At 69.4% G+C, this 22171-nt stretch carries 18 protein-coding genes; 5 read left to right on the forward strand and 13 right to left on the reverse strand.

The features are described from left to right. Positions 1 to 205: 205 nt before the first annotated feature. On the forward strand, positions 206 to 631 hold the full coding sequence (locus ACREEF_RS00820) for a hypothetical protein (RefSeq protein ID WP_431563711.1): 426 nt from the start codon (positions 206 to 208) through the stop codon (positions 629 to 631). Between the two features lie 17 nt (positions 632 to 648). Here the strand turns inward: ACREEF_RS00820 and fliE are convergent, their stop codons facing one another. The 3 genes from fliE to flgB are packed head-to-tail and all read right to left on the reverse strand — an operon-like array spanning position 649 to position 1817. Continuing rightward, entirely contained in the window at positions 649 to 954 is a 306-nt protein-coding gene (fliE, locus tag ACREEF_RS00825; protein WP_296178690.1) for a flagellar hook-basal body complex protein FliE, read from the reverse strand. 10 nt (positions 955 to 964) lie between these two features. Continuing rightward, positions 965 to 1399, reverse strand: coding sequence for a flagellar basal body rod protein FlgC (gene flgC / locus ACREEF_RS00830; RefSeq protein ID WP_431563712.1), 435 nt, complete (start codon positions 1397 to 1399; stop codon positions 965 to 967). A gap of 13 nt (positions 1400 to 1412) precedes the next feature. After that, a complete protein-coding gene (gene flgB / locus ACREEF_RS00835; protein WP_431563713.1) occupies positions 1413 to 1817 on the reverse strand; it encodes a flagellar basal body rod protein FlgB in 405 nt (134 codons plus the stop codon). A gap of 144 nt (positions 1818 to 1961) precedes the next feature. Here flgB and ACREEF_RS00840 point away from each other — a divergent pair, with 144 nt between their 5' ends. The 3 genes from ACREEF_RS00840 to ACREEF_RS00850 all read left to right on the forward strand — a co-directional run bounded on the left by ACREEF_RS00840 (position 1962) and on the right by ACREEF_RS00850 (position 3463). After that, a complete protein-coding gene (locus ACREEF_RS00840; protein WP_431563714.1) occupies positions 1962 to 2249 on the forward strand; it encodes a FliO/MopB family protein in 288 nt (95 codons plus the stop codon). Next, positions 2246 to 3070: a flagellar type III secretion system pore protein FliP gene (gene fliP / locus ACREEF_RS00845; RefSeq protein WP_431563715.1), complete on the forward strand. Its 825-nt coding sequence runs from the start codon at positions 2246 to 2248 to the stop codon at positions 3068 to 3070. The genes ACREEF_RS00840 and fliP overlap by 4 nt, the downstream gene beginning before the upstream one ends. Positions 3071 to 3184: 114 nt before the next feature. Continuing rightward, complete coding sequence (locus ACREEF_RS00850) at positions 3185 to 3463, forward strand: HU family DNA-binding protein (RefSeq protein WP_105564062.1); 279 nt, start codon at positions 3185 to 3187, stop codon at positions 3461 to 3463. A 134-nt stretch (positions 3464 to 3597) separates the two neighbouring features. Here the strand turns inward: ACREEF_RS00850 and ACREEF_RS00855 are convergent, their stop codons facing one another. Further along, on the reverse strand, positions 3598 to 6477 hold the full coding sequence (locus tag ACREEF_RS00855) for a tetratricopeptide repeat protein (protein WP_431563716.1): 2880 nt from the start codon (positions 6475 to 6477) through the stop codon (positions 3598 to 3600). A gap of 184 nt (positions 6478 to 6661) precedes the next feature. Between ACREEF_RS00855 and ACREEF_RS00860 the strand changes: the two genes are divergently transcribed. Beyond that, positions 6662 to 7114, forward strand: coding sequence for a DUF983 domain-containing protein (locus tag ACREEF_RS00860; protein WP_431563717.1), 453 nt, complete (start codon positions 6662 to 6664; stop codon positions 7112 to 7114). Between the two features lie 163 nt (positions 7115 to 7277). Here the strand turns inward: ACREEF_RS00860 and ACREEF_RS00865 are convergent, their stop codons facing one another. From ACREEF_RS00865 to ACREEF_RS00905, 9 genes are all read right to left on the reverse strand, one after another. Continuing rightward, the gene (locus ACREEF_RS00865; protein WP_431563718.1) at positions 7278 to 9626 is read right to left on the reverse strand and encodes a TonB-dependent receptor; all 2349 of its coding nucleotides are present in this window, start codon (positions 9624 to 9626) and stop codon (positions 7278 to 7280) included. Positions 9627 to 9809: 183 nt separating this feature from the next. Continuing rightward, a complete protein-coding gene (locus tag ACREEF_RS00870; RefSeq protein WP_431563719.1) occupies positions 9810 to 10136 on the reverse strand; it encodes a hypothetical protein in 327 nt (108 codons plus the stop codon). Beyond that, complete coding sequence (locus ACREEF_RS00875) at positions 10081 to 10557, reverse strand: hypothetical protein (protein WP_431563720.1); 477 nt, start codon at positions 10555 to 10557, stop codon at positions 10081 to 10083. Before ACREEF_RS00875 ends, ACREEF_RS00870 begins: the two co-directional genes overlap by 56 nt. A 107-nt stretch (positions 10558 to 10664) precedes the next feature. Next, positions 10665 to 11135, reverse strand: coding sequence for a response regulator transcription factor (locus tag ACREEF_RS00880; protein ID WP_431563721.1), 471 nt, complete (start codon positions 11133 to 11135; stop codon positions 10665 to 10667). Positions 11136 to 11223: 88 nt separating this feature from the next. Continuing rightward, positions 11224 to 12843 carry an acyl-CoA dehydrogenase family protein gene (locus tag ACREEF_RS00885; RefSeq protein WP_431563722.1) on the reverse strand — a complete coding sequence of 540 codons (1620 nt, stop codon included), beginning with the start codon at positions 12841 to 12843 and terminating at the stop codon, positions 11224 to 11226. A 65-nt stretch (positions 12844 to 12908) separates the two neighbouring features. Continuing rightward, the gene (gene nagE / locus ACREEF_RS00890; RefSeq protein ID WP_431563723.1) at positions 12909 to 14591 is read right to left on the reverse strand and encodes an N-acetylglucosamine-specific PTS transporter subunit IIBC; all 1683 of its coding nucleotides are present in this window, start codon (positions 14589 to 14591) and stop codon (positions 12909 to 12911) included. Next, positions 14588 to 17128 carry a phosphoenolpyruvate--protein phosphotransferase gene (gene ptsP, locus ACREEF_RS00895; protein WP_431563724.1) on the reverse strand — a complete coding sequence of 847 codons (2541 nt, stop codon included), beginning with the start codon at positions 17126 to 17128 and terminating at the stop codon, positions 14588 to 14590. Before ptsP ends, nagE begins: the two co-directional genes overlap by 4 nt. Continuing rightward, positions 17125 to 19287 (reverse strand): family 20 glycosylhydrolase, encoded by a 2163-nt coding sequence (locus ACREEF_RS00900; RefSeq protein ID WP_431563725.1) that lies wholly within the window; start codon positions 19285 to 19287, stop codon positions 17125 to 17127. The genes ptsP and ACREEF_RS00900 overlap by 4 nt, the downstream gene beginning before the upstream one ends. A gap of 129 nt (positions 19288 to 19416) precedes the next feature. Next, positions 19417 to 22161 (reverse strand): TonB-dependent receptor, encoded by a 2745-nt coding sequence (locus tag ACREEF_RS00905; RefSeq protein WP_431563726.1) that lies wholly within the window; start codon positions 22159 to 22161, stop codon positions 19417 to 19419. Positions 22162 to 22171 lie beyond the last annotated feature (10 nt).

Raw genomic sequence — 22171 nt, forward strand, 5'->3', positions numbered from 1 at the left:
GCCGAAGGCGATCTTTTCAGGTAGGCGTCGCGCTTGGTTCTTGGCTGCTACGCGCCGCCCTTCGGGTCGCCCTAACGGGCGCCGCTGGGTTCCCCGGTCAGCGCCGGCCGGAGAATGACGAAAAAGGAGGGCAGAAGAGACGCAGACGCCCAGATCACGGATGGCGCGGTGGACCTCGCCTCTGGTGCGCAATACAGAAATGCACATGAAACGATCCGAGAGCCTGGCCGCGATCCTCGTCATCGTCGCAATCTTTTCATGCGCGACAGGTTCGTCCGGGGCTGCAACTGCAGAGACACAAGATACCGAGTGGACCCGCATCTGGATCGCGGAGGTCATCGGATCAGAAATATCCCTGCCAGTCGAATACACCCCCCATGTCGGCTATGTGCAAAGACAGACCGTTCAGGTCCGTCCGCTCCGAACCGTGAAAGGCCCACCAAAAGACGCTGTGCACTCAATCGAACACCACGTCTTCCTGTCCGAGCCCTTAAAGGACAAGCCGCTCGCAACGGGCGATCACGTGACCGTCTATGAGCAGGCGGCATCTCCCTCCGAGCCCGCCTTCACCCTGATAAAACGTCTGCGTGAGGTTGATGAGGGCCCTACCTCTGACCCTGACAGACCCTAACCCGACGACAATCGCCGTCAGATCGGCATCCGCATGATTTCCTGATAGGCCGAGATGACCTGGTCGCGCACCGCCATGACGGTTTCCAGCGAAGCCTCGGCCGAGGAGACGGCGGTGACGACGTCGATCAGGCTGCCCTGGCCCTGGACCATCTGGGCCATCTGGGTTTCGGCGCCGCGCGTCTGCTGCGTCGTCGAGTTCATCACGCCTTGCAGCAGTTCGGAGAAGCCGGGGCCCTGCGTCGCCGCGGCCGCGCTCGGGGCGGTGGGCATGGCCCCGCCCTGAACGGCTGCATAGGCCTTTGCCGCCATCATGGGATTCATGGGCTAGCCCCTACTTCTTGATGATGTCGAGGGTGCGGGACTCCATGTTCCGCGCCGTCTCGATGACGTTCAGGTTGGCCTCATAGGCGCGCTGCGCCTCGCGCATATCCATGGCCTCGATCAGGGTGTCGACGTTGGGGCGCTGGACATAGCCCTCGGCGTTGGCCGCCGGGTGCGAGGGGTCGTACTCCATGCGGAAGTCGCTCTGGTCGGGGCGGACCTCGGCCAGAACCACGCCGGTCGCGCCGTTGACGTTGCGGGCCTGGAACACCGGCGTCTGGCGGCGATAGGGCTGGCCGCCGGCGACATTGGCGGTGGATTCCGCGTTGGCGATGTTCTCGGCGATGACCCGCATCCGCGACTGCTGGGCCTTCAGCGCGCTGGAGGCGACGGCCATGGCGCTGTTGCGCGGGGTGACGGGTCGGCCGTTGACGGGGTCAGGCATGGCTCAGTCTCCCTCAGACGCCGGGCTTCTTGGCGGCCATGCGGATCATCTGCATGGACTTCTGGTAGAAGCCGATGGCGGCGTCATAGGCCATGCGGCTCTCGGCCATCTTGAGCATCTGCTCCTCGACCACGACCGAATTGCCGTCCAGCGTGGTCTCGGAATCGGGCGTGTTGACCGAGTCGAAGCGCGCGGCCTGACCCGGCGGCGTGATGTGGTGGGCGTTGGTGGCGGCCATCTTCAGCCCCCCGCCGGTGCGCATGGCCTCGGCGAAGTCGGTCGGCGTCTTCAGGTCGCGCGCCACGTAGCCGGGGGTGTCGGAGTTGGCGACGTTCTGGGCGATCACGCGCTGACGATCATCGAGCCATCCGAGACGGCCCTTGATCTGGTTCAGCAGCGGAATGTCGGTGACGGACACGAAAGCCCCTCGAACGGTTGATCGGCAGAATTTGCCGCCTGCATGGTTAATATTCCGTGTTCCTAAACGCGCCGTTAACCACGAGGCGCGAAACGTGCGGGCGACGCGGCGCGCATACAGGCGCTGTTGGGGCCTCGAATCCGCATGAATTTCCTCGACCTGTTCCGGGCGGTGTTCGGCCTGGCGATCACGCTGGGCCTGATCGGTCTGGCCGCCTGGGCGGCGCGTCGCTATGCGCCCCAGGTGCTGGCCAAGTTCCAGGCCGAGCGCGGCGCGCGTCGGTTGCAGGTGATCGAGACCCTGGTGCTGGATCCTGCAAGACGTCTGGTCCTGGTGCGGGTGGACGCCGAGGAGCGGCTGATCCTGCTGGGCGAAGGCCGCGAACTGGTCGAGCCGCGCGGCCCTGCGATCCAATCGGGAGACGTGAAATGAGCCGCCCCGCCCTCTTCGCCGTCCCCACGCGCGCCGAGCTGAAGCGCGCCGCCCTGCTGTCGCTGATCACCACCGCCCTGTGCCTGGTCTGGCCGCTGGGCGCCCTGGCGCAAGAGGCGGCGCAGGCGGCGGCGAGCGGGTCGGCCATCAACATCGACCTAGGCACCGGCGCCGGCCTGACCCAGAGGGTGGTGCAGCTGGTCGGGCTGATGACCGTGCTGTCGCTGGCGCCCTCCATCGTCATCATGACCACCAGCTTCGTGCGAATCATCGTGGTGCTGAGCCTGCTGCGCACCGCCCTGGGGATGCAGCAGTCGCCGCCGAACGCGGTGCTGGTGTCCCTGGCCCTGTTCCTGAGCGCCATCGTCATGGCCCCGACCTGGCAGGACGCCTATGATTCGGGGGTCCGTCCCCTGCTGGATCAGCAGATGGAGCTGCCCCAGGCCTTCGATGCGGCGTCCGAACCGGTGAAAACCTTCATGCTGGCCCAGGTGGACCGCGACGACCTGGCCCTGTTCACCCGACTGTCGAAAATCGAGCCTCCGCGCGACGTGCAGGAACTGCCCCTGCGGGTGGTCACCCCGGCCTTCATGATCAGTGAGTTGAAGAAGGCCTTCGAGATCGGATTTCTTCTTTTCGTTCCGTTCCTTGTGATCGATCTGGTGGTCGCCAGCGTGCTGATGTCCATGGGCATGATGATGCTGCCGCCGGTGGTGGTCTCCCTGCCCTTCAAGCTGATCTTCTTCGTGCTAGTGGACGGGTGGCGGCTGGTGGCCGGAAGCCTGGTCGAAAGCTTCCAGAGGGCGTCCGGCGGGGGATAAGTCCCCAGCCTCAGGGGCTTTCAAGCTAGGCCGGGCTTGCCAAGCCGAGGCAAACACGTGTTGATCCTACGGTCTTCGTCCGGGAATCGGGCGACCACCTTTGGGAAAACCCTCATGACCACTCAAGCCGAACTGATCGCCGCCGTCGCCAAGGACGCGGGTGTTTCGCAGGCCGACGCCGGCCGCGTCCTCGACGCGATCGTCAAGAACATCCACAAGAGCCTGGTTTCGGGTTCGGACGTCCGCATCTCGAACCTGGGCGTGTTCGACACCGCCGAGCGCGCCGAGCGCGAAGGCCGCAACCCGGCCACGGGCGCGACCATCAAGATCGCCGCTTCGAAGGCTGTGCGCTTCCGCGTGTCCAAGCCCCTGAAGGACGCCGTCAACGGCTAAGCCTTCGGACCCGGACGGGTCCACGGCGCTCCGCCTGACTCGCGCACCGCGCGACGAACATCGGAGCGCCGGCCCCTCAAGCAGCCGAGCACCGCGTGCGAGGCGTTAGGGGTCTCTCTTGAAAAAGAGAATGATCAGGCGGCTCCGGCCGCCTGGGTTCGGGCGGGGGTCGCAGCGCGATCTCCGCCCGTTTTCTGTCTGAACTCGGCCTTGGTGGCCGCGATCCAGCCCGCGTAGGTGTCGGCCCCGGCGCTGAGCGTAGCGAAGTCCTGCGGGCGGCCCGAGCCGTCGGCCCCGTCCAGCCCGGCCAGGGCGATGCGAATGGCCCCCGGCGAGCGGGCCTTGTCGGCGAAGCCCGCATAGTTGCGCGACAGGCGGTTCAAGCCCCCCGCGTCGCGCGCCAGCGAATAGCCGACCCCGGCGCGGATCAGCCGGTTCTCCTCGTCCGCCGTCAGGGGGATCAGGGCGTCGCGGTGACGGGCGCCGAGCTGCTGCTCGTAGATGGCGGCGGCCGCCCCCCACTGCTGCTGCTTCCACAGGATCTCGGCGCGCACGTCGCGGGCGGCGGGCGAGGCGTCCTTGCCCAGAATCTCGAGCGCGTGATCATAGCGGCCCAGCTCCATCAGGGCCCGCGCCTCCAGCGCGCGACGCTCGATGTTCATGGCGGTGGGCAACAGGGTGGTGCGCGAGGTCCAGATGGCCTGCAGCGCCTGTTCCGGCTGGCGGTTCATCAGATGGACGGCGGCCAGATTGGTCGAGACCTGGGCCTTGGCCACCCCGTCCAGACGGTTGTCGGCCTGATACTTCAGCAACTCCGCGGCCTGATCCAGCAGGTCGACGTCGATCAGGCGCCGGGCCAGACGCCGCACCATCTCGTCGCCGTCAGCGCCCACCGGGGTCAGTTCGCGGAAGTCAAAGAAGAGAGCCAGAGCCTGAACCGGCTGCAGGCCGTCGGCGGCGCCTTCCAGGAACAGGGCGCGGAAGGCGTTGGACAGGTCGGTCTGAAGCTCGCCCGCACCGGGCAGGTTGGCGATCTTCTGACCCGCGCCCTTCAGCGCGGTCAGGGCCTCGCGGTAACGCCCCTGCGACAGGTAGAGGCCGCCCAGGGTGCGGATCACGGCCAGTTCGGTCGCGTCGCCGCGCCAGCGCCATTTCAGCGTCTCCAGCTGGGCCGCCGCCGCATCGGGCTTCAGCGCCCCCTTGGCCAGTTCCAGCCGGACAACGCCCAGTTTGGCCGGGGTCGAGATTCCGTCCAGCGGGGCGCGGCCCACGGCCTTGTAAACCGCCAGCGCCCGATCGGCCTGGCCTTCCAGTTCGAACAGCTTGGCCTGCACCAGACGCGCGGTCAGCAGGTCGGGAGCCGAGACGCCGGGCTGGCTGAAGACATAGTCCAGCAGTTGGCGGGCGGCGGCGCCGTCGCCGGTCTCGACCGCCGCCAGGGCGTGGGCCGTGCCGAAGCGGGCGCGCCATTCGGGGGGGAAGCCGTCGACCACGCCCGCGCCGGCCGCGAAGGCCTGACGCGCGGCGGTCCAGTCGCCCCGTTCGGCGGCGATATAGCCCTGCCAGACGCGGGTGGACGGGTCGCCCGCCAGAGACCCGGCGGAAAAATCAGCCTCGGCCTCGGCCAGACGGCCGATGGAGGCACGGGCGGCGCCGCGCAGGCCGCGCACCTCGGGCTCGCCCAGCATGGCCGGGGTCTTGGCGACCAGGGCGTTCAGGGCGCCGATGGCCTCGTAGCCCAGGCCCGATCCCACCAGGAACCGCGTCAGGGCCAGACGCGCCTCGACCGGGGCGCGGGGATCGACGGCGGCGCGGGCGTTCTCCTCGTCGGCGGCCTGTTGCAGCTGGCGGTGGCGCGCGGCGAAACCGGCGGCGCCGACGTCGGCCCAGTCGGCCTGGATCAGCGCGGGCCGCGAGGCCTTGCGCGGCGCGCCCTGCTCGGCGGCGGCTTCCAGCCCCACGGTCGGCGGCGACAGGCTGAGGCCGCGCGGGCGTGACAGGGTGACGAGGTCGCCCTCGGCCTTGACGGTCAGGTCGTCGGTCGGCGTCTCGACCGCCAGCCCCTGGGCCGTCGGCAGCAGGGCCAGATCGACCGTGCGGCGGCCCTTGGCCAGACCCTTGCCGGGGGCCAGGGCCGTGACGGCGGCGAAGCGGTCGCCGATCATGGGATCGGTCAGCCAGACGGTCCTGGTGGCCCCGGCCATGCGGGCGGTCAGGGCCGTGTGCGCCGTGTCGTCGCGCCCGATCTCGACCCCGGTCACGGCGGGCGCATTGCCGCCTAACGTGACGATCCAGGCGGCGCCCTCGGCGCGGGCCGAGACCCCCTGCCCTTCGCCGGCGGGAATGCGGATGGCGGTGAAGTCGGGACCGGCCGCCCAGCGCGCCTTGCCGATCTCGCCAGCCGCCTTGGCGCCCGTCATGTCCATGCGGGCGGCGGTGTCGAACACCACCCAGACGGCGTCGCCGCGACGGAAGACGGCGGCCCCCACGGGCGCGGCCCAGCGGAAAGTCAGGCTGGTCGCTTGATCCTTGACCTCGGCGACGACGGGAACGGCGCCCCCGGCGGGCACGGCCGAGGGCTTGGCGCCTTCGGGACCGGCGCCGGGGGCATAGAGGTTCAGCCAGACCGCGCCGTCGGCGGCGCCCGAGCGGGCATCCGCGCCCTCGGCCAGGGTCAGGACCAGCTCGGTGCCGCCGCGTGCGGCGCGCGTCTCGACCTTGGCCACACCCTTGGGCGGATCGACCTTCAGCCGGCTGACGTCGGGGGCGGCGGTCGTGCCGATGCGGACCACCACGGCCTGGCCCTCGCGCCGCACCTGGGCGCGCGCGCCGACGACGCCGGCGAATTCGATCTTGGTGAAGTGGGCGTTGGCGCCGACGCGGATCTCGACCGGGCCGCTGCTGAGGTTGGCGCCCTCGGCGTGCGGGGCCAGGGGCGCGAACACGACGACGCCCGCCGCGGCGGCCGCCACGGTCGTCTTCAGAACGCGCTTGCTGGCGGTTGCCCCGGACATACGCGCGCACCCTCGCGCGAAGGGCTTTAATCGCGGTTAACGCCGGTTAAAGACGACGAGCTTCGCAACCTTCCGCCCAACCTTCCCATGGGGGGATGAGACAAAACACCCGCTTGCGGCGCGCGCGCGAAAGGCCGACATCGGCGGCATCGACGTATCGCACGCCGTTTGCCAGGTGTTTTCCGTGTCAGACCCCGCTTATCCGTCCATCAGCCCCCTGAAATCCGGCGTCCGTTGCCGCTGCCCGCGCTGCGGCGAAGGTCCGCTGTTCCAGGGCTATCTGACCATCCGCAAGGAATGTCCGAACTGCGGTCTGGACTACAGCTTCGCCGACCCGGCGGACGGCCCGGCCTTCTTCGTCATGTCGGCGGTGGGGATCGTCGGCATGATCGGCTTCATGATCTTCGAGTTCAACGTCCACCCGCCGGTCTGGGTGCATTTCGTCGTCACCCTGCCGATCCTGGCCCTGATGTGCCTGGGCGTGCTGCGGCCCTTCAAGGGCTGGATGGTGGCCGAGCAGTATTTCCACAAGGCCGAGGAAGCCACCTTCGTCAGCGTCGGCAAGCACGGCGCAGGCTACGGCTGGCGCGGCCAGGCCGAGCGCGCGGCGAAGGACGAGGCGCGCCGCAAGGAGTGACCCCTGCCCTTCTCCCCTTGAGGGAGAAGGTGGGCGCCGCAGGCGCTCGGATGAGGGGTGTCGGCGCTGAGCTTTAACGAGAGGCGGGGTGCGGATTTCCTCGCACCCCTCATCCGTCAGGCTTCGCCTGCCACCTTCTCCCTCAAGGGGAGAAGGACGAAAATCAGCGCACCACCCGCAGCGTCACGCCCACCGTGCGCGGCGCGCCGAGGAAGGCGCCCAGCGTGCCCGCCTGGAAGGGGGCGCCGAAGGCGACCTGGCGGTAGTCCTGATCGAACAGGTTCTTGCCCCACAGCTCGACGCTCCAGGCTTCGTCCTTCGCCAGGGCGACGCGACCGTCCACCAGCCAGTGCCCCGGCTGGCTCTTGATCGGGTCCAGGTCCGAGCCGGTGTTGTATTCCGACGAATACTTGGCCGCGAGGGTGACACGCCCGGTCAGGCCCGCGCCCACCGGACGCTCATAGGTTCCGGCCAGCGAGCCGCTCCACAGGGGGGCGAAGTTCAGACGGCGGCCGGCCAGCAGCGGCAGGCCGGCGACCGGAGCGTCGCCGTATTCCGTCTGGGCGTAGGTGACGCCGCCTTGCAGGGACAGGCCTTCGACCGGCAGGAACATGAAGTCCGCCTCGACGCCCTTGGCCCGGACCTCGGGGATCGAGCGCACCAGGAAGGTGGTGCCGAGGAAGGTGTTGAGCTGGAAGTCCTCATAGGTCTGGCGGAAGGCGGCGGCGCCGACCAGCAGGCGACGGTCCAGCAGGATGCTCTTGACCCCCGCCTCCCAGGCCTCGGCGCTCTCGGCCGGGAAGGCGGTCGAGGCGTCGGGGACGCGGTTGGTCTGGGCCCGATCCAGGTTGAAGCCGCCGTTCTTGCGGCCGCGTGACCAGGAGGCGTAGAGGCGCGTCCCCTCGGTCGCCTTGAACTCGGCGCGGGCCAGGCCGGTCCAGGCCTCGTCCGTGACGCTCTCGGCGCGGGTCAGGTTGTTGAAGGCCGGGTTGGACCAGGGCAGGCACAGGGTGCCGCTGACCACGCCGTTGGCCAGGGCGGCGGCGCAGGCGCGGCCGCCGTCGGTGTTTTCGTAGGCCGCGCTCATGTCCTTGGTTTCATGGGTGCGGCGCAGACCCCCGGTCAGGGACAGGCGGTCGGTCACGGCGTAGGAGGCTTGCGCGAACAGGGCCGCGCTCTGCGTCGTCTGCCAGTAGCGGTCCCGCTGGCCCTGGCCCTCGACGAAGCTCTGCCCCACCGGCAGACCGGTCAGGGTCGAGACGTGAGCCGGGTTGCCCAGCGGATTGGCGGCCGAGCGCGACAGCAGGCGGCTGACATAGCCCTCATAGTCCGCCCCGTAGAAGAGGCTGTCGCGGCGCGTCAGCTTCTCGTCGGCCAGGAACAGCCCTGCCGACCAGTCCAGACGCTCGCGCTCGCCCGACAGGCGGACCTCCTGCGTCAGGGTGCGGAAGCGGTTGGACCAGCTGCCGTCGTCGGGGCGATAGGCCAGGTCGGCCGAGGTGAAGTCCCAGTCCTGGCTGATGACGCCGCGCCAGTCGCGCACCGCCGTCGTCGAGTCCAGTTGAGCCCAGCCCAGGTCGGCGCTCAGATGCAGGGCCAGGCCCCGGTCGCGGATGCGGGTGTTGGTGTCGCGGTTGGAATAGGCCACCCGCGCCCAGGGATTGGGCGTCGCCGCCACCCCGCCGTCGGGGGCGAAGGTCGCCAGCAAGGGCGCGGTGCCGCCGGTCACCAGCTGCACGCCGACGCAGCAGCGCTCGTCCCGCTCGGTCCAGTCGGCGGTCAGGCGGGCGGTCAGGTCGGGCGTCGCGCGCCACAGCAGCTGGCCGCGCAGGGTGTCGTAATGCTCGTTCTGATCGTCGGTTTCGGTGCGCGGGCCGTCACCGGTTCTGACGTCATAGAGACCGTCGCGGCGACGCGCGGCGACGTACAGACGCCCGGCCAGAACCTCGTCGACCAGCGGGCCGGTCAGGGAGACGGAGCCGCCCTTCACGCCGTAGTCGCCGAAGGTCGCCTCGCCCGCCACGCGCGGCGTGAACGACGGGCCGGCGGTGACGACGTTGATGACGCCCGCCGAGGTGTTCTTGCCGAACAGGGTGGCCTGCGGGCCCTTCAGCACCTCGACGCGCTCGACCTCGCCGAGATCGCCCAGGGCCACGCCGTTGCGCGGGCGATAGACGCCGTCGATCATGACGCCGACCGAGCTTTCCAGCCCCGGATTGTCGCCCACCGTGCCGACACCGCGGATGCGGGCGGTGGTGAAGGTCTGGTTCGAGGTCGAGGCCACGACCAGGCCGGGCGTCAGGATCTGCAGATCCTTGATGTCGCGCACGCCCGCCTCGGTCAGCAGCGGCTGGCCCACGACCGTCAGCGACAGGGGGGTCGCCGCCAGAGGGGCCTCGCGCCGCTGGGCCGTCACCACGATCTCGGACACCTGGATCGGCCCTTCGGTGGCGGCGTCCTCGGCGAAGCCCCCCTCAGCGAAAGCCGGCGCGGCGAAAACGAGCAGGGGCAAGGCGACGGACGCGAGATACGCGGCGCGGAGAGTAGACGACATGGGGGGAATAAACCGCTTTGCGGAGCGACGGCGCACGGCCTTTGTCGCGGACAGAAGCGGCGCTCTAGCAGTCCGTTTCGGCCGACGAAAGCCTTACCTTGCGTCAGCAATTGGTGACTTTACGTCAGCAAATGATGACTTTCAGGCCCGCCCGGCCAGGGGCCCCGAGGCTTGCGGCGCGAAGCTGACTTCGACCCGGCTGCCGTCGCGGCCGATGTCGTTGCGCACCGCGCCGGTCACCCGGCACAGGCCGCCGAGGTCGCCGGCGGCCCCCGCCTCATGCGCCGCGATCAGGTCCAGCAGCCGTTCGGCCTCGGCCAGGGAGGCCGGCTGCTGATCCAGCAGCCAGGTCTCCAGACCGTCCAGATCGACCGACAGCCCGCCGACGCGGACCGCCGCTTCGACCTTGCGTCTATTCCACTGACGCAGCAGCGCGCGCGCCGCCTCCATGGTCCATTCTTGCGCCATCACGCCCCTCCTGGGCGAAGCGTCGGGCGGCCGAGGCTTCCCAGATCCCGACGAAGGCCGTCAGGCTGACGAAAGACCAGGCGACCCATTGCAATGTGACCGCCGCCCACCCCAGCCGCTCCTGTGCGAGAAAGGGCGCCAGATGGCTGACGACGATGATCAGTTGAAACCCGGCGCAGGCGACCAGCCACCAGCGACGGCCATATTCAGCCAGCGCCCACAGCGAGCCGAACAGGGCCACATCCACCAGCATCACCCCGATCCGGAAACCGTCGATGTCCCACGGCAACAGGATCACCGACAGGACCTGGGCCGCCGTCAGGGCGGCCACCGCCAGCCGTTCGACCGTCCCACCCCGCCACAGCAACAACGAGAAGGCGATCAGATTGGCGAGGATGAGGATGGTCTGGACCGGATGCATGGTTTAGCCCGCGCGCCGTCCACGCCCGCCGATGGCGGAAGCGGAGACCCGATCCGGGCGTCCTCTCATTGACCTGTCATCATCGATATTCCCCGCGGTTTCGAAGTTCACCGCAGGCTTTCGATCAGTTCAAGAACGGGGTTGGCGAGGCTGGCGCCGACCGCGGCGATGATCAGCCAGGCCAGAGACCAGCCGAGGATCAGCCACAGCAGGGAGCCCCCCAGCTTCCTGGGTCGGCGCCAGCCGTCCAACGCGACATACCGCTCATAGAGCGAAGGCCGCGTCCCGCTCCTGAACGCCGGCGAAGGCGCTGCGGAGACAGGCGCTACTGAAGCAACCGTGGCCGTGTCGGATAGGGGCTCCGGTTCCCCTGAGTAGAGATCACTCAGGCGTCGCGCGGCCTGCAGACGATCGGAAACCCCCAGCTTTTCATAGGCGCGATGCAGGTGGTTCTGGACGGTGCGCGGCGACAGATCCAGCTGCTGGGCGATCTCCTTGTCGCCTAGGCGCAGGCCCGCCAGCCGGACAATTTCCAGCTCGCGCGGCGTCAGCTTAGGAATCTCGGTTTCCCGTGTCACTTCCTAGCGTTAACGAGTGAATCCGGGCGGCGTCCAGCGAAACATACGACCTGCGGCCGTTTTTTCGCGGCGAGGTTGCATTGTCGGCTCAGACCGGCATGGCCCGCTCCAGCATGGCGCGAACGTCGATCCCGGCGTCGAAGGCGCCGTAGAGGCCGCCGCGCGGCTGCAGCCGCAGCCGACAGAAGGCCTCGGCCAGAGGGCTTTCCGCCTCCAGCAGCACGGCCGCCTGCAGCGCCAGGGCCAGGCGTTCGACGGTCCAGCGCGCGTTCGCCTCAGACGCCCCGGGAAGGTCCAGATCGGCGATCCAGGCGTCATAGGCGGGATCAATCCCGCGCCGCGCGTCGAGGAAGGCGCGCAGGGCCTCGACCGCCTCCGGCTCGCGCCCGAAGGCGCGCAGGACGTCGAGGGCGATGACATTGCCCGACCCCTCCCAGATGGCGTTCAGCGGCGACTGGCGGAACAGGCGCGGCATGGGGCCGGTCTCGACATAGCCGGCGCCGCCCTGGCTCTCCATCGCCTCATAGACCAGACCCGGCGCCCGCTTGCAGACCCAGTATTTGGCGATCGGCGTGGCCAGACGGGCCAGCGGATCGTCCTGATCAAAGGTCTGGGCCAGACGCATGGACAGAGCCGTGGCCGCCTCGCTCTCGACCGCCAGATCGGCCAGGACCGCCGCCATCATCGGCTGGTCGATCAGCCGTTTCTGGAAGGCGGTGCGGTGGGCGGCGTGCCAGATCGCCTGGGCCAGCGCCCCGCGCATCTGCTGGGCCGAGCCGATCACGCAATCCAGCCGCGTGTGCTGGACCATGCGGATGATGGCGGCGACGCCCCGCCCCTCGTCGCCGATCCTCTGGGCCAGGGCGCCGTGATACTCGACCTCGGACGAGGCGTTGGAGCGGTCGCCCATCTTGTCCTTCAGCCGCATGACGCGAAAGCCCGCGTGGCGCGTCCCATCCGGCAGCCAACGCGGCAAGAGGAAGCAGGTCAGGCCGCCAGGCGCCTGGGCCAGGGTCAGAAAAGCGTCCGACATGGGGGCCGAACAGAACCACTTGTGCCCCGTCAGTCGATACCAGCTGTCCTCGCCCGTCGGTTCGGCGCGGGTGGCGTTGGCGCGCACGTCGGACCCGCCCTGCTTTTCGGTCATGGCCATGCCCAGCGTCACGCCCGCCTTGTCGGACGCCGGACGGACGGCGGGGTCGTAGCGCCCGCCTTTGATCTTCTCGATCCAGGGCGCGCCGACGCCGGGTTCGACCGCCAGGGCCGGAACCGAGGCGTAGGTCATGGTCATGGGACAGCTGGTCCCCGAATCCGCCTGCCCGGTCAGGAACAGGATGGCGGCGTGCAGGACGTGGCCGTTGGCCGTCCCGTCCCAGGCGGCCGACGCCAGTCCCGCCTCCAGCCCCAGGGCCATCAACTGATGATAGGCGGGATGGAAGGTCACCTCGTCGATGCGCCGACCGTAGCGGTCGTGGGTGTCCAGCACCGGCGGCACGCGGTTGGCCTGCACGCCCCAGTCGATGACCTCGGCCGAGCCGCAAGTTTGGCCCAGGGCCGTCAGTCGGGCTTCATGCTGTTCTCCGCCCGCACGGCGTACGGCGTCGGCCAGCGCCCGGTCGCCGGTGAACAGGTTGACGTCCTCCAGCGGCGGCGGCTGGTTGGTCACCTCATGGGTGTCGAGGTCAGCGACGGGACGGAATGACGACATGGCGCGGGCTCCGGTCTCGGACGACGCCAGCTAATCATGCTCCACGGGGCGCGAACAGCCCGGCGTCAGACGCCCAGTAGTTGCAGGGTCCGCTCGCCGGTGCGGACGAAGCCGCGCGGCAGCAGGGCGGACAAGGCGGCCGTATCGACATCCGCATCCCCGGCCAGCCGCACGCAGAGCCGACCGGCCTTGCGGCTGACGTCCTCGACGTTGTCCGCGCCGCCCAGGGCCGCCATGAGGCCGGCGGGCAAGTTGCCGTCCGCGCCAGCCGAAGGCGGCGCGGACGGGGACGTCTTCGCCGCGCCGTCCGCGCCGACATGAGCCCGAATCTCGTCGGCCACGGCGTCGGCGATGGGACCCAGAACGACCTGAAGCTGGTTCGGTCCCGGGGCGATGACGCCGCGCGCGCCCAGCCGTTTCAGCGCCGCCTCGTCGACCGCCTCGCGCGAGCGGATCTCGAGCCGCAGACGGGTGGTGCAGGCGGCGACCGAGATCAGATTGCCCGCCCCGCCGAGCGCCGCGACGAAACCCTCGGCCCGGTCGCCCGCGACATCCGACGTCTGGCTCGTCGCGGCGGGTTCATCCTCGCGGCCCGGCGTCTTCAGATTGAAGACCGAGATGGCGACGCGGAACAGGCCGTAATAGAGGCCCGCATAGACCAGACCCACGGGCAGCAGCACCCAGGGCCGGCTCGAGCGGCCGTAGTTCAGCACATAGTCGAACAGGCCCGCCGAGAAGGTGAAGCCGAGGCGCGATCCCAGCAGGTCCATCACCACCATGGATACGCCGGTCAGCACCGCGTGGATGGCGTAGAGCACGGGCGCCAGGAACATGAAGGTGAACTCGATCGGCTCGGTCACCCCGGTCAGGAAGGCGGTCAGGGCCAGGGAAGCCAGCAGGCCGCCCACCTCCTTGCGCCGGTCCTTGCGGGCGGCGTGATACATGGCCAGGCAGGCGGCGGGCAGGCCGAACATCATGACGGGGAAGAAGCCGCTCATGAAGACGCCCGCGCTGGGGTCGCCGGCGAAGAAGCGGTTCAGGTCGCCGGTCGCGCCGTTGTAGTCGCCGACGATGAACCAGGCGACGTTGTTCAGGATGTGGTGCAGGCCGGTGACGATCAGCAGCCGGTTCAGCAGGCCATAGATGAACAGGCCGATCTCGCCCGAGCCGACGACGGCGCGGCTGAAGACATCGATGGCGTGGTCGATGCCGGCAAACGTCAGGCCGACGGCGGCCGCCACCACCAGACCGGCCACCCCCGCCACGATGGGCACGAAGCGACGCCCGGCGAAAAAGGCCAGGTAGTCGGGTAGCTTGAAGGTCGAGAAGCGATTGTAGCAGGCCCCGGTGATCAGGCCGGCGACGATGCCGATCGGCACGCCCAACCGCGACAGGGCCTGATCCTTGAAGACTTTCGAGGCCGCGTCGACGGCGTCGCCGGTCAGCCCCGCAATGACTTCAGGCGGGACGGCCAGCAGGACCTTGGACGCCTCCACCGAGATCAGGAAGCAGACCGCGCCCGCCAGCCCTGCGGCGCCGTTGTTGTCCCTGGCCAGCCCCACGGCGACACCGACCGCGAACAGCAGGCCCAGGTTGGCGAACACCGCCTGCCCCGCCGCCGAGATGAAGGCGATGTCCAGCAGGTCCGGCTGGCCCAGGCGCAGCAAGAGGCCCGCGACCGGCAGGACGGCGATGGGCAGCATCAGGGCCCGGCCGAGCGGCTGCAGGCTGGACAGTCCGATCTTCATGCGACCGCTCCGACGACACGGGATTTCAGCAGGGCGGCCAGACGTTCGTCGGCCAGGGCGCGCACGGCCTCGGCGCTGTCCAGCGTCAGGGCCTCGGCCGCCAGATCGCGACAGTCGGCCAGGGTCATGACCCGCACCGCGGCCTTGATCTCGGCGACCATGGACGGCGTCGCCGACAGCTCGGTGACGCCGAGGCCGATCAGGATGGGCGCGGCCAGAAGGTCCGAGGCCAGACCGCCGCAGACGCCGATCCAGCGCGTGTCGGCGGCCCCCTTCGCCGTCTGCGCGATCAGGCGCAGGACCGCCGGATGCAGGCTGTCGAGCTGGGCCGCCAGATGAGCGTTCTGGCGATCCATGGCCAGGGCGTACTGGGTCAGATCATTGGTCCCGACCGAGACAAAGTCGATATGGGGCGCCAGCAGGTCGGCGGTCATGGCCGCCGCGGGGGTCTCGATCATCACCCCCAGCAGGGGCGCCTGCCCGCCGGTCTCGGCCGCCGCGATGTCCAGCAGGGCGCGGACCTGACGCACCTCGGCGACCGAGGCGATCATCGGCAGCATGACCGCGACCGTTCCGCTTGAGCGCACCCGGCAGACGGCGCGCAGCTGGGTCAGCAGCAGGTCGGGACGGTGCAGGCCGGTGCGGACGCCGCGCAGGCCCAGGGCCGGATTGTCCTCGTGCGGCATGGGCAGATAGGGCAAGGGCTTGTCGCCCCCGGCGTCGAGGGTGCGGATGACCAGAGGCCGTCCGTCCAGGGCGTCGGCGATGGCCTGATACTGGGCCAGTTGCTCGTCCTCGGTCGGAGCGCTCTGGCGTTCGAGGAAGAGGAACTCGGTGCGCAGCAGACCGCAGCCCTCGGCGCCTCCGGCCACCGCGGGCGCGGCCTCGGCCACGTCGCCCAGATTGGCGAAGACCTCGATGCGGACGCCGTCGGCGGTGCGGCAGTCCTCGGCGGCCAACGCCCGCGCCTCGGCGCGGCGACGGTCGCGGGCGGCGGCAGCGCTCTGGGCGCGGGCCTGACGCGAGGCGGACGGCGAGGCGACCAGACGCCGCCCGTCGGCGTCCAGCACCACCAGCGCGCCATCCTCGACCCGCTCCAGTCCCGGCCCGACGGCGACGAGAGCCGGCACCCCCATGGCGGCGGCCAGGATGGCGACGTGCGAGGTCGGCCCGCCGCGCGCGGTGCACAGGCCCGCCACCTTGACCGCGTCGAGCGCGATCAGCTGCGACGGCAAAAGGTCGTCGGCCAGGATGACCGATCCGGCCCCCAGCACCATCGGCGCCGGCGCGGCCTCGCCCGACAGTTCGACCAGAAGCTGACGCTCCAGATCCAGCAGGTCGTCGGCGCGCTCGGCCGTGCGGGCGTCGCCCAGCGAGCGGAACAGGGCCACGCCGCCTTGGGTCGCCGTGCGCCAGGCGAAGCCGGCGCTGCGGCCCGCCTCGATGGCCTCCTGCGCCGTGGCGAGCAGGCCGGGATCGTCGAGGAAGGCCAGATGGGCGGCCAGAATGGCGCGGCGATGGGCGCCGCCCTCGGCCACCGAGGCCTCGATACGGCTACGCACGACGGTCAGGGCCTGCTGCAAGGCGGCCTGCTCCAGCATGACGCCGCGACCGTGTTCGGGCGTCTCGATCTCGGCCTGACGCAGGCGGACGGCGCGGCCGATCACCAGACCCGGCGCCGCGGTGACGCCCGAGAAGATCAGTTCGCCGTCTTCGCCCGCCGCGGGACCGGCGGGCACCGCCGGGGCTTCGGCAACGGGTGCGGCATGGGCGCCCTCGCCGCCTTCGCCGAGGCCGGACGCGATCAGGGCGTGTATCGCCTCCAGCGCCGCCTCGGCCTGAGGGCCGCTGGCGCTCAGGATCAGTTCGTCGCCGTCCTTGAGGCCCAGGGTCATCATGGCGGTCAGGCTGGCGGCGTCGGCGCTGCGCTCGCCGAGGATCAGCCGGACGCGGGCGTCGAAGCTCTTGGCGCCGGCGGCGATGCGCGAGGCCGGGCGGGCGTGCAGCCCGTGCGGCAGGGGCGCGCGCACGGTGCGGGTCAGGGCCGCTGCGCCTTCGTCCAGAGTTGGCCCGGACGCCGCAGCCAGACGCACGGCCATGATCGGCTCGCCCGCCGCGACCTGCCGGTTCAGCGGCAGCAGCCGGACCTCGCCCTCGTTGGCCAGAAGGATCGGCGAGATCAGGCTTTTCGCGCCCGCCGCCACGACCTCCAGGTCCAGCGTCAGCAGCAGGTCCCCGGCGCGCACCCGCGTCCCCGCCGCGACGTGGGCGGTGAAGCCTGCGCCGTCGAGGGCGACCGTCTCCAGTCCGACATGGATCAGGATTTCAGCGCCGTCGTCCGAGCGGACGCTGACCGCGTGGCCGGTGCGGGCCAGGCTGGACACCACCCCGTCGAAGGGGGCGCGGACCGTCATCCCGGTGGGATCGATGGCCAGACCTTCGCCGACCATGCGCCCGGCGAAGGCGTCGTCGGGGACCTCGTCCAGCGAACAGACCCAGCCGTCGATCGGGGCGTGGACGATCAGTTCGGACGTCACTTGGCGTCTCCAGCCTTCATCGGATCGGACAGGCGCACCCAGTCGACGCCCCACATCGGATCAAGCTCTTTCTGGGTGAAGCGCAGGCACAGGTCGTGCTGGCCGGCGCGGGCGGGCAGGCGCCCCGAGATCGTGGTGACGCCGTCGTTCCCGGCCGCCTCGGCCAGGGGAAGGATCAGGGCCGGTTCGCCCTCGCAGCCGTCGATGCGGACCTCCAGTTCGCCTTCCGGCGTGCGCGGCGTCCCGAGGCGGATCTTGTCGCGGTCGGCGCCGATCTGGAAGTTGAAGGGCACCTGGCCCACGGCGGCCTCGAAACGCGCGCCCTGGCTGAGGTCGGCCGACTGATAGATCCAGCAGGGGTTGAGGATGTCCATCAGCAGGGCCGGACGTTCGCCCTCCAGCGGGGCGTCGTCGATCAGCGACAGCGGCAGGGCGCTGCTGCACAGCTTCATCTGATGGTCGTAACGCTTCTGGCCGTCGGCCGGCGGCGCGACGGGAACCTCGGTCAGGCCGCTGGTCGCATAGTCGATGCCGAGGGTGCGATAGCGGGCCAGTTGCGGGTCCAGACGGACGCGGAAATCGGCGAAGTCCATCCGCTCGTGCGGGGTCCAGGCCATTTCGGCCAGGGCCGAGAGGCGCGGGAAGGCCATGTACTCGATCCGGTCCTCGTCGCGCATATGTTCGGAGAAGAGGTTGACCTGCACCCCCAGGACGCGGCGCGCCTGTTCCGGGGTCAGTTCGTCCGGCGTCGGGTCGAAGGCGTAGACGTCGCGCAGGGTCGAGGTGAAGCCGCGTCCGGGCGCCCCGTCGTCGGCGCTCTGACGGTTGTCGAGATAGAGGGTCGGCGCCGGCGACATCACCGTGTCGTGGCCCAGGCGCGCCGCCTCGATGGCCCCCTCGACGCCGCGCCAGGACATGACGCTGGCGTTGGGATTGATGCCGCCTTCCAGGATTTCATCCCAGCCGATCATGCGGCGGCCGTGGTCGTTCAGCCGCTTTTCCAGACGGGCGACGAACCAGGATTGCAGCTTCTCCTCGTCGGCGAGGCCCAGTTCGCGCATCCGTTGCTGGACGCGGGCCGAGGCCTTCCACTGGTCCTTGACCGCCTCGTCGCCGCCGATGTGGACGTATTCGCCGGGGAAGAGATCGACGACCTCGTCCATGACGTTCTCGAGGAAGTCCAGGGTCGGCTCCTCGACGTTGAACAGGGTCGGATAGACGCCCCAGTCGGCGGGCACGGCCGGGACTGCGGCGCCGGGCACGTCGGTCACGCCCAGTTCCGGATAGGCGGCGACCGCCGCGCTGGCGTGGCCGGGCACGTCGATCTCGGGCACCACGACGATGTTGCGGGCGGCCGCATAGGCGACGATGTCGCGCACCTGATCCTGGGTATAGACGCCGCCATAGAGGCGCGGGCGGCCGGTGGCCGGATCGATGTCCTTCTGCGCCGAAGCGCCGGCATGGACGCGCCAGCCGCCGACCTCGGTCAGCCGGGGATAGCGCTTGATCTCCAGCCGCCAGGCCTGATCGTCGGTCAGGTGCCAGTGGAAGACGTTGAGCTTGTGCAACGCCATCCAGTCGATGAAGCCCTTGATGAACTCCGGCGACTGATAGTGGCGAGCGGAGTCCAGCATGACGCCGCGCCAGCCAAAGCGGGGCGTGTCGGAAATGGCGACGGCGGGGATGGCCGCCGGTCCCTGTCCGGCCTCGGCGGTCGCCAGCTGCCACAGACTGATCGAACCATAGAGAAGCCCGCCGAAATCGCCGGCGGTGATGACCGCGCCGCGCGGGGTCACGTCCAGGCGATAGGCGTCGGCGGTCGATCCGGCGCCGCGCCGGAAGACGACGGCGCCGGGCGCGGCCTCCCCCTCGCGCACCGTCAGGGCCAGTCCCCGCGTGCGCTGCATCAGGTCGGCGAAATGCGCCGCCGCCCGCGCCGCCTCGGCGTCGCCGCGCGGCACGATCAGGGTCGTGGCGTCGTTCAGGGCGAAGACGCCCTGGGCCGGGGTCAGGGACGCAGGCCGCGGAATCACCGACCCGACCGGAGGCTGAACCTGGGTCTGGGCCACGACGGAGGCCGACGCCAGCGCCGCAAGCAGGGCCAGCACGGACGCCAACATCGGGGCGAACGCCGTCGCCGATCGAACGACCTGGGTCATACGCGGTCTCGCATCTGGAACAAAAAAGAGCGCGGGACGATAACGCCCCGCGCCAGTCTGGCCTCAGGAGAAGGCCTTGGCGATAGGCGGAACAGGGGACGGCGAACGCCGCCCCCTGAACGCGGCGTCCTAGAACTCGACGCTCAGCGTCGCCATCAGCTTGCGGCCGGTGCGATAGACGCCGCGCGGCAGGGAGACCGTGTTGGCGTAGGCGTAGTATTCGCTGTCCAACAGGTTCTGGCCCGCCACCGTCAGGCTGACCCGATCGTTGAAGGCGTAGCTGGCCGTGGCGTCCAGGCCGGTGAAGGCGCGGACGTACATATTTTCGCCGCGATCCACCCCGGTGAAGTACTTCGACCGCCAGGTGTAGGTGGCCCGGACCGAGAAGGGACCGGATTCGAAGAAGGGGCTGATGTTGACCTGATGCTTCGAGTTGAACGGCAGGTCGGCGCCGTTGTCGGCGCTGCCGTCGACCAGGGTGTAGTTGGCCAGCAGGCCCAGGCCGTAGGCGTAGGTCTGCTGATAGGCCACGGACAGGCCCTTCAGTTCGGCCGAACCGGCGTTGGTCGGACGGCTGATCTGATAGGTGGTCGGCCTGTTCTGCGCCTGGTTGAAGTGGGTCTCCGGCGCGGTGGCTTGCAGGATGTAGTTGTCGATCTTCTTGTAGAAGACCTCGCCCGACAGGATTGCGTCCTCGGCGAAATACCATTCCGCCGCCGCATTCAGATTGGTCGACTTGTAGGGGTCCAGGTCCGGGTTGCCGCCGCCGCCGGTCAGGATCTGATCCGACAGCCAGAAGTAGTTGGACATATCCGCATAGTTGGGACGGGCGATGACCCTGGCCGCCGCCAGACGGACGATGACGTCTTCCGCGGCGTTGATGGCCACGTTCACGCTGGGCAGGAAGTCGTCGTATTCCTTGGTCTTGACGCTCCAGGCCCAGTCAGCCGCCGTGGTGCCGCAGCCGGACGGCGTCTGACGGACGCAGACATAGCCGCCGCTTTCCGACTCGGTGCGGACATAGCGCAGGCCGATGTTGCCGCGGACCGTCTCGTTCTCGAAGTCGGCCTGGCCATAGACGGCGTTGATCGTCTCCTGGACGTTCCAGTTCTGAGCGGTGAACTCGGCGTTGCCGAAGACGGTCGGCACCGGCTTGGGCTGCCAGGGCCGCAGATACTCGCCCTTCTCGATATAGTCGGCCAGAGCCTCGCCATCGATGCGGAAGCGCCCCTTCATCTGGTCGTTGGCGCCGTCGAAGCCGTCCAGATAGTTGCCCGGCACGCGGCTGGGGCTGAACATGGCGGCGCTGTCAGGCGCGCCATAGATCTGGACCGTCACGCCCGACATCTTCTGGTCGGTCTCGTGCTGGCGGTATTTGTAGCCGACCTGGAAGCGCTTGAAGAAGCCGTCGCGGTCAAAGCCGAGATCGGCCTGGGCGTAGGTTTCCTCGTCCATCGTCGGCTTGGAGACGATGTTGCCGCCCCAGCCGGGGTTGTAGCCGGTCGGCCCGACCGACGGGTCGCCCGCGCCCCAGCCGCCGTCGAAGGAGAACTTGGACGCGTCGTTCAGGACATTGCCGTTGGCGTAGGTGAGAACGCCCGGCGAACCCGGAGCGCCGGTGAAGTCCACCGTATAGTCGGCCCAGTTCAGGAACTCGCCGAACAGCTGACGCTGGGTGCCGCCGTCGGCCTTGGTGTAGCCGAGGTCGCCCGACAGGTCCCAGCCGTTCCCGTTGTACTTGCCGTCGAGGTGGTAGCTGTCCGAGGTCATCGCCGCCTCGCGATACTGGATGTCCAGCACGCTGAGGGCATTCTTGAACGAGGCCTTGGTGATGACGTTGTTGTCGATCTGGATGCCGGTCAGGGCGCCCAGGCTGTTCCAGGTATTGCCCTGGAAGGCGAACAGGGCCTGGTTGATGTTGTCGTAAGTGGCGTCAATGCGCAGCCAGTCGAAGTTCAGGTCCAGGCTGTCGTTCGGACGCCATTGGACGGCGGCGGTATAGCTGTTGCGCTCGCGCTGCTGCTCGAAGAAGTGGGTGCCGAAGGCGTTCAGCCCCTTGGCGGTCGGGTTGGCCAGCAGGGTCGTGGCGCAGGCCCCGACGCAGTTGCCGTTGGCGATGGAATTGCCGCCCGGGTTCTCGGGGTTGCCGCCGGCGTAGAAGCTGGCCGGGATGGTGCCGTAGGCTTCCAGACCATCGCGGCGCAGTTCGTCGCTGGCGCGCTGGGCCGAGACCAGGACGCCGAAGGTGCGATCCTCGTTGCGCCAGCCGCCGAGGAGCGACAGCTGCGCGTCGCCGCTCTCGGAGCGGTCGTTGTAGAGGTAGGTCACGGCGCCCGACAGGGTGTGACGGCCCAGGTCCAGCGGACGGCGGGTCGAGACGTCGACGGTGCCGCCGATCGAGCCTTCGTCGATGCGGGCCTCGGGCGACTTATAGACCTCGACCTTGCCGACGATCTGCGGAGCCAGCAGGGCGTAGTTGAAGGTCCGGCCCGGCTGATCGAGGATGAACCAGTCGGCCGAGGCGACCGTCTGGCCGTTCAGCAGGGTGCGGTTCAGCGCCGGGTCGGTGCCCAGGATCGAGACCTTCTCGCCCTGGCCGAAGGCGCGATCGACGGTGACGCCGGGAATGATGGTGATGGCTTCAGCCACGTTCGAGCTGGGGAACTTGCCCACGTCCTCGGCGGTGACGACATCGATGATGGCGTTGGCGTTGCGCTTGGTCGTGATCGACTGCTGAAGCGAAGCCCGGATGCCGGTGACGACGACCTCGTCGACGGTCGTGGCCGGACCGTTTGCGTCCTGTGCGGCGGCCGCGCCGGCCGCCAGCGCCAGGGCGCTGACAGAGCCGACAAGCAAGGCGTGACGGATATTCATAGCGCTGGAC

Origin of the sequence: Brevundimonas sp. (assembly GCF_050729455.1) — a bacterium.
In the GTDB taxonomy this organism is placed as follows: domain Bacteria; phylum Pseudomonadota; class Alphaproteobacteria; order Caulobacterales; family Caulobacteraceae; genus Brevundimonas.